Consider the following 10,270-nt stretch of genomic DNA (forward strand, 5'->3'; position numbering starts at 1 on the left):
TAGAATTAAACTCAAGATAAGAGAGGTTTTATGCCTTTATATATAAAAATTGCTCTAAGATATTTATTCTCATTAAAAAGTAAAGCCCTTTCTTTTATGAGTATTATCTCACTAATAGGTATTGTTGTTGGAGTTTCTGCTCTTTTAGTTACCCTTGCTGTAATGAATGGTTTCCAATATGGTTTAAAAAAGAAAATATTAGAAACTACTCCTCAAGTAATTATTATGAAACTTGCAAATAGTTTTTGGGAAGAAGATTATGAAAAGCTACAAAATAAACTAAAAAAAATAGAGGATATTAAAAATTTTCAGCCATTTATATATTCTCAAGCTCTTGCTTCTGTTGGTTCTACAGTCCAATCAATATTTGTTAGGGGAGTATATCCAGATAAAGACAAAAAGATAATGAAAACAAATACTAAAATTATAAAAGGTAGCTATGATTCTATTAAAAATCCAAAAACTGTTTTAATAGGAAAAGATTTAGCTTTGATACTTGGTGTTGATGTTGGAGACAAAATAACTCTTATATCCCCTTACGGAAGAAAAACAGCAATAGGATATATACCTAAGGTAATGAAAGTTAAGATAGGTGGAATTGTTAATTTTGGATTATACGAATATGACTCAAGCTATGTTCAGATGAATATAAAAGATGCTCAAAAATTTTTAGATTATCAAGATAGAATAACTGGTATACAACTTAATCTAAAAGATCCATATAAGGCTGATATTGTTAAGAAAAAATTAGAAGAAATTTTAGATCCAATATATATTGTTAAAACTTGGATAGATATGAATAAAACTTTATTTCAAGCCTTACAACTTGAAGAACTTGCAATGTTTTTAGTAATAGCATTAATAGTTTTAGTTGCATCTTTTAATATTTCAAGTCTTTTAATTACAAAATCAAGGGAAAAAAGAAAAGATATAGCAATATTAAAAACTATTGGTGCAAATAATAGATTTATACTTAAGATTTTCTTATGGCAAGGAATGATAATAGGAATCGTAGGAACCATAATTGGATTAATCATTGGCCTTACAATTATTTATATTGGAGATACTTATCATCTTGTAAAACTAAATCCTGAAGTTTATATGATGGAGTATTTACCACTAAAAATAAATATTTTTCATATATTAGCTGTAAGTATTTCTTCTCTTGTAATCTGTTTTATATCTTCTATAATTCCTTCATATTTTGCATCAAAAGAGATACCAGCAAAAATTTTAAGGTATGAGTGATGGCTTTTATAAAAGTAGAAAATTTAAAAAAGATTTATAAAACTGAAGAAGGACAGGTTGAAGCTTTAAAAGGTATTAACTTTCAAGCTGAAAAAGGAAGTATGATTGCAATAATGGGACCTTCTGGTTCAGGAAAAAGTACATTTTTACATTTAATAGGTGCAATTGACAAACCTACAGAAGGTAAAGTTTTTATTGATGGAAAAGATATTTATAGCATTTCCGAGGAACAGCTTGCATTATTTAGAAATAAAAAACTTGGCTTTGTTTTTCAGTTCCATTATCTACTACCAGAATTTACTGCTTTAGAAAATGTTGCTATGCCTATGCTTATATATGAAAATAATGAAAAAAAACCATATGAGAAGGCAAAAGATATTTTAAAAAAACTAAACTTAGAAGATAGATTAAATCATAAACCTTCTCAGCTTTCAGGAGGCCAACAACAAAGAGTAGCAATAGCAAGAGCTTTAATAAACAATCCAGAAATAATAATAGCAGATGAGCCAACTGGAAATTTAGATAGTGAAAATAGTAGAATAGTAATGGAAATACTTAAAAACTTGAATAAAGAGCATAATGTGAGTATTATCATTGCTACCCATGATATTGACATAGCAAGATATTGTAATGATATTTATTATATGAAAGATGGTTTATTATATGATTATTATTCTTGAAATTTTTTCAAATTTGCCAATTTTATGGCAAAAATAAAAAAGAGGTAAAAAGTTATGTTTGAAAAATTTACAGAAAGAGCTAGGAAAGCAATATTAAATGCAAGAGAAATAGCTTTAGAATATAGAAGTAATTATTTAGGAAGTGAGCATCTTCTTTTATCTTTACTTGAAGAAGAGGATATTCCTATACTTGTTTTATCAAGATTTGGATTAACAGTAGAAAAAGTAAAAAGAACATTAACTTCTCAAATGGTAAAAGGTTCCCATGTTGGAGAAGTTTTATTTGCTCCTGATGCAAAAAGAGTTTTAGAATATGCAGTTGAAGAATCAAGAATACTACATCACCAGTTTGTAGGGCCTGAGCATCTTTTAATAGGTGTTGTAAGAGAAAAAACTGGACTTGGCGGAAGAGTTTTAAGAGGATTTGGTATAGATGAATACTCTATACGAAGAGAAATACTTCAAATACTTGGAGAAATACCACCTCAAGAACAACAAAAGCAAGTACCTACTCCAAATACAGATAGATTCTCAAGAGATTTAACAGCTTTAGCAAAAGAAGGAAAATTAGATCCAGTAATAGGAAGAGATAAAGAGATAGATAGGGTTATACAAATTCTTGCAAGAAGAAGAAAAAATAATCCAGTTTTAATAGGTGAGCCAGGTGTTGGTAAAACATCTATAGTTGAAGGTCTTGCTCAAAGAATAGCTAATAAAGAAGTTCCAGAACCTTTACTTGGGAAAAGAGTTGTAGCTTTAGATTTAGCAGCATTAGTTGCAGGTACAAAATATAGAGGTCAGTTTGAAGAAAGATTAAAAAATATATTAAAAGAGTTAGAAAAAGCACCTCATATAATATTATTTATAGATGAGCTTCATACACTTGTTGGGGCAGGTGCAGCAGAAGGTTCAATAGATGCTTCAAATATGTTAAAGCCTGCTTTAGCAAGAGGAGAAATTCAGTTAATTGGTGCTACAACAATAGATGAATATAGAAAATATATAGAGAAAGATGGTGCTTTAGAAAGAAGATTCCAACCAGTATTAGTAGAGCCACCTTCTCCAGAAGATGCAGTAAAAATATTAATGGGTCTTAAGAAAAAGTTTGAAGAGTTTCATCATGTTCACTATACAAAGAAAGCTATAGAAAAAGCAGTTGAATATTCAGTTAAATATATCGCAGATAGACAACTTCCTGATAAAGCAATAGATCTTATAGATGAAGCAGGTGCTTGGGTTAGATTAAGAGGATTAGAACTACCTGCTAAACTTAAAAAAATAGAAGAAAGAATTAAACAGATAGAAGAAGAAAAAGCACAAGCAGCAAAAGAACAAGATTATGAAAAAGCAGCAAAACTCAGAGATGAAGAACTTAAATTAAGAGCAAAATTTGAAACAGAAAAAGCAAAGTGGAAAGAAGAAAGAAAAGAAAAAGTGCCAAAAGTTACAGAAGAGCATATAGCTATGGTAATTGCTAAATGGACTGGAATACCAGTAGCAAGATTAACTCAAACTGAAGCAGAAAAACTTTTACATATTGAAGAAGAGCTTCATAAAAGAGTTGTTGATCAAAATGAAGCAATATCTGCAATTTCAAAGGCTATAAGAAGAAATACAGTGGGATTAAAAGGATCACATAGACCTATAGGTGTATTTATGTTCCTTGGACCAACAGGAGTTGGTAAAACAGAAACAGCAAAAGCTTTAGCAGAATATCTATTTGGAACAGAAGATGCATTAATAAGATTTGATATGTCTGAATTTATGGAAAAACATACAGTATCAAGACTTATTGGTGCTCCTCCAGGATATGTTGGTTATGAAGAAGGTGGACAACTTACAGAAGCAGTAAGAAGAAGACCTTATTCAGTACTTTTATTTGATGAGATAGAAAAAGCTCATCCAGATGTATTTAATATTTTCTTACAAATATTTGATGATGGAAGATTAACTGATAATTTTGGAAGAGTTGTAGATTTTAGCAATACAATAATAATTATGACTTCAAACCTTGGAGCAAGACTTATACTTGAAAGTAATAAAATGGGATTTGAACAAAAATCATCTTTACTTGATTATGAAAATATGAAGAAAAATGTTTTACAACAAGTTAGAAAGCACTTTTCACCAGAGTTTTTAAACAGACTTGATGATGTGATAGTATTTAAACCATTGGATAAAGAGATAGTTAAAGGTATAATTGATATTCAACTTAAAGAAATAAATAAAAGGTTAAGTGAATGGAATGTAAAAGTGAAATTATCAGACGAATTTGTAGAACATTTAATAGAGAAGGAATTCAATCCAGAATATGGAGCAAGAAGTATAAAAAGGGCCTTACAATCACTTGTAGAAGATTTATTGGCAGAAGAGATATTAAAAGGAAATCTGCCAGAAGGTTCAACTGCAGAAATAATTATGAAGAAAGATGGAACAGTTGGTTTAAAAGTCAAAAAAACAAGAGCCAGAAAGAAAACAACCAAGAAAAAAGAAGAAGCTACAACAATTTAATATATAAATGGGGGTTATTGCCCCTATTTTTTATTTTATTATTTTTTATTCCTTCAAAATCTCAAGAAAATATTCAAACTCCTTCCTTAGAAAAAGAGATTCAAAAAGTATATAGATTAAAAGGAATAGAGATTAGAGGATTAAAATATATAAAACCAGAAATAATAAAGCCATTAATTCCATTAAAAAAAGGTGCTATAGTTACAAGAGATAAAGTAGCATCAACATTAAGAGATTTATATAAACTTGGATATTTTAAGGATATAGAAACATATACTCAATATACAGAAAATGGCATAGATCTTATTTTTGTATTTAAAGAACTTCCTGTCGTGCAAAAGATAGAGTTTGAAGGTAATGAAGAAATAAGTACTCAAGATTTAAAAGATGCTTTAGGAATTATAGAAGAAGAAAGACAAGAAACCGGGACTATGCCATGGCTTACATCTGTAGGTCCTGAACTTCAAGAAAAACTTCAGTCTTTAAAAAAAGGCCTTGGCAGGGTTTTTTCTATTGAAGAAATAGAAAAAATGAAAAAGAAAATCTTAAAACTTTATGAAGAAAAAGGATTTTATAATACAAAAGTTTCTTACTATTTTAAGGGAAATATTCTTGTATTTAAAATAGATGAAGGGCATAAAGCATACGTTAAACAGATAGTTATTATTGGAAACAAGCAGATATCTGATGATGATATTAAAGATGTTATGGAAACCAAAAAAAGATGTTGGTGGAAACTTAGATTCCATCCTTCACTTCAAAAAGAAGTTTTATATGAAGATATAGATAGAATAAGACAGCTTTATCTTAATAAAGGATTTTTTGATGTTTTTGTATCTCAGCCAAAAATAGAGCTAAAAAATGGAGAAGAATATTATATATTTATTACAATAAAAGAAGGTCCAAGATATAAGCTCTCTGCTATTGAGTTTAAAAACAATACTTTATATACAAAAGATGAAATATTAGAAAGATTTAAAAGAGATTTAAAAATTGGTGATTATTACAATGGAGAGATAATTAAAAAGATAAAAGATGAAATTATAGATAAATATACAGACCTTGGATTTATATTCACTAGAGTAGATGATGAAAAAATATTAGATAAGAAAAATAAGCTTGTAAAAGTAGTATACAATATAGATAAGGGAAATATATTTTATGTAAATAAAATAAATATTCATGGAAATTATGAATCAAGAGATTATGTAATAAGAAGAGAACTTAGATTTGCACCAGGAGATTTATTCAAAAGAAAAGATCTTCTTCGTTCTCAAGCAAGACTTTACAAACTTGGATTTTACAATGGAATTGGATTTAATCCAAAATTTGTTTCGGAAGACAAACTTGATGTAGATACATATGTACAAGAAAGATTTACAGGACAGATCTCTGTTGGTGCAGGATATAGTCAGTTAACAGGCCTTTCTTTCTTTGCATCTATTAAAAAAGGTAATTTTATGGGAACAGGAGATACTTTAGGTTTATCTTTAACAGTTGGTTCTCAATATAGAAATAATTCTATATCTTATCTTCATAAATGGGCTTTTTATAAACCTTTAGATCTTGGATTTAAACTTTATGATAGTTATGTTGATTATGGAACATTTGTTGCTCAAAAACTTGGATTTTCTCCTACCCTTTCAAGAGAATTTAAAGAATACTGGAGAACAGGAATAGGCTTAACCTTAGAAAAAGGTGAATATAAAAATGTTTCTACTGATGCACCTTATTATATTCAAAGGCAAGCTGGAAAGTATGATTTATACTCAATATACTGGTTTATTAATAGAAATGATGTAGATAATCCTATACTTCCAACAAAAGGAACAGATTTTACAATTACCTTAAAGACAGGTACTGGAACAAGAGATTTTTATAAAGGAGTATTTAGTGGAACTGTTATTGTACCGGATCATATTTTCTGGACAGATTTTGTTTTTTCATTTAAAGCAAGATATGGATTTGTTAGAAAAATAAATAAAGAAATTCCTCTTGATGAATATTTCTTTGTTGGTGGTGATTTTACAGTAAGAGGCTTTGATTATGGTATGGCAGGGCCTTATGATAGTGCTTTAAATCCACTTGGTGCTAAAAATGAGCTTATATTTAATTTTCAAATAAATCATCCTTTAGTACAGAACTTTCTATGGGGTTATGTATTTTCGGATGCAGGACAAGGATTTAATGAATTTAAAGATTTAAGCCTCTATTATTCTGCAGGAGTAGGATTAAAGATAGTTACTCCTATGGCTCCAATTGATTTATATTATGGAAAGGTTCTTAATCCACCTGCAGGAATAAGTGATACTAGATTTGGATTTGTTCTTGGAAGTTTCTTTTAATAATTTTTAAGTTTATATAAATACCATATTATTACAAAAACAAACCAGAATAAAATTATAAATATAAAACTAAATTTTAAAGATATTAAAAATATTTTTAAAATAAGAAAAAATAGATAAGGCACAGAAATAAGAATAATTAAAAATACTACTGCAGTTAAAAATAAAACAAAAAAAGCTATAAATCTTCTTTTATCCATAAATCTTTATAGGATTATATAAAGTATCTCTTTCTACAGGTATTTTATCTGCTTCTTTTATAAGTTTTACTAGTCTTTCTTTTTGTTGTTGTGTCGGAGATTTAGCTCCAGCAAAATGGGCTATCTTTTCTTCCATAACTGTTCCATCCATATCATCAGCTCCAAAGTTTAAAGCAACTTGGGCAATTTTTTCTCCAAGCATTACCCAATAAGATTTAATATGAGGAATATTATCCAGTAAAAGTCTTGAAACTGCTATTGTTTTTAAATCATCAATTCCTGAAGTATGCTCTTTTTTACCAAGATCATTATTTTCAGGTTGGAAAGCTAAAGGAATAAAACAAGTAAAACCACCGGTTTCATCTTGAGTTTCTCTAATTTTTAACATATGATCAACTCTTTCTTCAAAAGTTTCTACATGACCATAAAGCATTGTAGTAGTTGATTTTAATCCAAGATTATGGGCAATTTTATGTATCTCAAGATATTTTTTCCAACCTATTTTATTTGGGGCTATAATTCTTCTTACTCTCGGAGCAAATATTTCTGCTCCTCCGCCTGGTAAACTTCCAAGGCCTGCTTCTTTTAATGCAATTAATGTTTCTTCATAAGAAAGTTTTGCAAGACTAGAAAGATAATCTATTTCTACTGCTGTAAAAGCTTTAATATGTAAATTAGGAAAGTTTTGTTTTATTGCTTTTATAATATTTAAATAATCTTCAAAAGACCAATCTGGATGAAGACCTCCAACAATATGAACTTCTGTTGCTCCTTGAGATACTGCATATTCTGCTTTTGCTTTTATTTCATCAATGCTCATCTCATAAGCTTTAGGATCATTTTTATCTATAGTTGCAAAAGCACAAAATTTACAATCTAAGGTGCATATATTTGTAGGATTTATCTGTCTATTTATTACAAAATAAACATATTTCCCACTTTTTTCTTCTTTTTTGAAGTTTGCAAGTTTACCAAGAGTTAAAATATCATTAGTATTAAATAGTTTTATTCCATCTTCAAAAGAAAGTCTTTCTCCTGATAATACTTTGTCTATAATTGGGAAAAGATTTTTATCTGTACAAAATGAAGTTATTTCTTCTACGATTTTCAAATTATATACCTCAAGAATAAAGATTTTTCTTATTTATATCATTTTTTTGAAAATTTTTAAACTGATAAAAATCAGAAGGAAGGAAAAAAAACTCCTTCCTTATTTTAATAATTTTAATGCTTCTTCTACAGATATTTTATTATGAACTATTTCAGAAAGTGCTTTTGTTATTTTTGCAACATCTCTATGTTGGAAAACATTTCTACCAATAGATAATCCTGCTCCTCCTGCTACAACAACTGCATCATATACCATTTTTAAAAGTTCTTCATCAGAGTTAACTTTTGGACCTCCTGCAATTACTACTGGAACAGGGCATCCTTCTACAACTTTTTTAAATGTTTCAGGATTTCCAGTATAAGGAACTTTTACAATATCTGCTCCAAGTTCTGCTCCAAGTCTTGCAATATGAGCTATTGCATCTGGATCAAATGGATTTTTGACTTCAGGGCCTCTATAATAAAGCATTGCTACAAGTGGCATTTGCCATTCAAGACATGCTTTAGATACTTCTCCAAAATCTTTTAACATCTGTTTTTCATCTTCTGCTCCAATATTTACATGGATAGAAACGCCATCTGCACCAAGCTTTATAGCTTCTTCTACAGTGCAAACTAAAACTTTGTCATTCTTTTTTAAAGATAAATCTGTAGATGCAGACATATGAACTATTAAGCCTACATCTTTTCCTTTTCCTCTATGTCCTTGTTCTACAATACCTTTATGTAAAATAATAGCATTTGCACCACCTTCTGCTACTTTTTCTACAGTCTCTTTTATATTTATAAGACCTTCTATTGGGCCTGAACTTACTCCATGATCCATTGGTACAATTACTGTTTTTCCTGTTTCTCTATTTATTATTCTTTCAAGTCTAACTTTCTTTCCTATACCCAAATCTTTATCCTCCATATTTTATTGTTTATAAAATTTTACCAATTATAAAACCTAAAATAAATGCCAAAATTATCCATATTATCCAGTAATCTTTTGGATTAAAATTAGACTTATTTGTAGCTGTTTGTCTTTCTTTCATATAATCTCTATCATATAATCCCATTATTCTTCCTCTTTTTCTACTTCTTCAACTTGAATATTTTGTTTATTTTTTTCTATTTCAAGCTGTTTTTTTAAATCTTCTACTTCCTTTTTTAGTTTTTCATTTTCTTTTTGGCATTTTTCAAGCTCATTTTTTGTTAAGTTTAACTGTCTTATAACTTTTAGTTTTTCAATTTTAAATGAAAACCAGTCTGTAATTGCAAAAAGTAGAATAACAATAGCTCCAATTATCATACTTATAATTATTATTAAAGCAAGTGGAAGTTGTGGTGTTTTTAATGTAGGTAGAATATTTATACTTACTGAAGGTTGTACATTCATAGAAACAAAGTATGCTACTGCAAGTAGAATAATAAGCCAAAATATAAGTTTAATTTTATTAATCATTTTTTAAAACCTCTTTTATTTTATAATAAATCTCTTTTAAATCTTGAGATATTACTCTTGTTTCTCCTATAACCGGCATAAAGTTAGTATCTCCATTCCATCTTGGTACTATATGATTATGAATATGGGTTTCAAGTCCTGCCCCTGCAACTCTTCCTAAATTATAGCCAAGATTAAAACCATCTGGATTTAAAGCTATCTTTAAAGCTTTTATCATTTTCTGAGTAAGTATATTTAACTCACAAAGGGTATCTTTATTTAGCTTTAAAAAATCTCCTATATGCTCATTTGGACATACCATTAAATGCCCTGCATTATAAGGATATAAATTCATTATTACAAAACATTTTTCTCCTCTGTATAAAACTAAGTTCTTTTCATCATCATTTGATTTATATGCATTACATAAAAAACATCCTTCTTGTTTATCAACTCCTTCTATATATTGACTTCTCCAAGGTGAGTATAATCTTTCCATATTTTTACCTCTTAAAAAAGATTTACAGGATCAACTTCTATTATTAATTTTATACCTAATTTCCTACATTTTTCATATAAATTTATTAAAGGTTTTCTTTCTTTGAAATTTATTAAGATTGCTTGAGCTCTTTCTTTTCCTTTTACTTTTGAGTAAAAGCCTTTAAATATTCCTTTATATTCTATATTCTCTAAATTATGTTCTTTTATCCAAGCTTTAAAAAGCTCATTTAAAAAATTTATATCAATTTC

The 10,270-nt window shown here is 28.5% G+C and carries 10 protein-coding genes; 4 read left to right on the forward strand and 6 right to left on the reverse strand.

What is annotated here, in order from left to right; translation table 11 throughout:
• The first annotated feature begins 30 nt into the window (after nt 1-30).
• The 4 genes from CLV39_RS05895 to bamA are packed head-to-tail and all read left to right on the forward strand — an operon-like array spanning nt 31 to nt 6,784.
• Entirely contained in the window at nt 31-1,248 is a 1,218-nt protein-coding gene (locus tag CLV39_RS05895; protein ID WP_121923310.1) for an ABC transporter permease, read from the forward strand.
• Nucleotides 1,248-1,928: an ABC transporter ATP-binding protein gene (locus tag CLV39_RS05900; protein WP_121923311.1), complete on the forward strand. Its 681-nt coding sequence runs from the start codon at nt 1,248-1,250 to the stop codon at nt 1,926-1,928. Before CLV39_RS05895 ends, CLV39_RS05900 begins: the two co-directional genes overlap by 1 nt.
• A gap of 54 nt (nt 1,929-1,982) precedes the next feature.
• The gene (locus CLV39_RS05905; protein WP_121923312.1) at nt 1,983-4,439 is read left to right on the forward strand and encodes an ATP-dependent Clp protease ATP-binding subunit; all 2,457 of its coding nucleotides are present in this window, start codon (nt 1,983-1,985) and stop codon (nt 4,437-4,439) included.
• 17 nt (nt 4,440-4,456) lie between these two features.
• Entirely contained in the window at nt 4,457-6,784 is a 2,328-nt protein-coding gene (gene bamA, locus CLV39_RS05910; protein ID WP_245960331.1) for an outer membrane protein assembly factor BamA, read from the forward strand.
• Between the two features lie 192 nt (nt 6,785-6,976).
• Here the strand turns inward: bamA and mqnE are convergent, their stop codons facing one another.
• The 6 genes from mqnE to CLV39_RS08610 form a co-directional block, all read right to left on the reverse strand.
• The gene (gene mqnE, locus CLV39_RS05920; RefSeq protein WP_407927232.1) at nt 6,977-8,089 is read right to left on the reverse strand and encodes an aminofutalosine synthase MqnE; all 1,113 of its coding nucleotides are present in this window, start codon (nt 8,087-8,089) and stop codon (nt 6,977-6,979) included.
• Between the two features lie 105 nt (nt 8,090-8,194).
• Nucleotides 8,195-8,992, reverse strand: a complete 798-nt coding sequence (locus tag CLV39_RS05925; RefSeq protein ID WP_121923315.1) for a 2-amino-3,7-dideoxy-D-threo-hept-6-ulosonate synthase — start codon at nt 8,990-8,992, stop codon at nt 8,195-8,197.
• 25 nt (nt 8,993-9,017) lie between these two features.
• Nucleotides 9,018-9,155, reverse strand: a complete 138-nt coding sequence (locus CLV39_RS08605; RefSeq protein WP_170145613.1) for a hypothetical protein — start codon at nt 9,153-9,155, stop codon at nt 9,018-9,020.
• Entirely contained in the window at nt 9,155-9,541 is a 387-nt protein-coding gene (locus CLV39_RS05930) for a lipopolysaccharide assembly protein LapA domain-containing protein (protein ID WP_121923316.1), read from the reverse strand. The genes CLV39_RS08605 and CLV39_RS05930 overlap by 1 nt, the downstream gene beginning before the upstream one ends.
• The gene (locus CLV39_RS05935; protein ID WP_121923317.1) at nt 9,534-10,019 is read right to left on the reverse strand and encodes an HIT family protein; all 486 of its coding nucleotides are present in this window, start codon (nt 10,017-10,019) and stop codon (nt 9,534-9,536) included. Before CLV39_RS05935 ends, CLV39_RS05930 begins: the two co-directional genes overlap by 8 nt.
• Nucleotides 10,020-10,030: 11 nt before the next feature.
• The coding region (locus CLV39_RS08610; protein ID WP_170145614.1) for a hypothetical protein at nt 10,031-10,270 on the reverse strand (240 nt) is incomplete at its 5' end.

The sequence above is a fragment of the Hydrogenothermus marinus genome, from assembly GCF_003688665.1.
Classification (GTDB): domain Bacteria; phylum Aquificota; class Aquificia; order Aquificales; family Hydrogenothermaceae; genus Hydrogenothermus; species Hydrogenothermus marinus.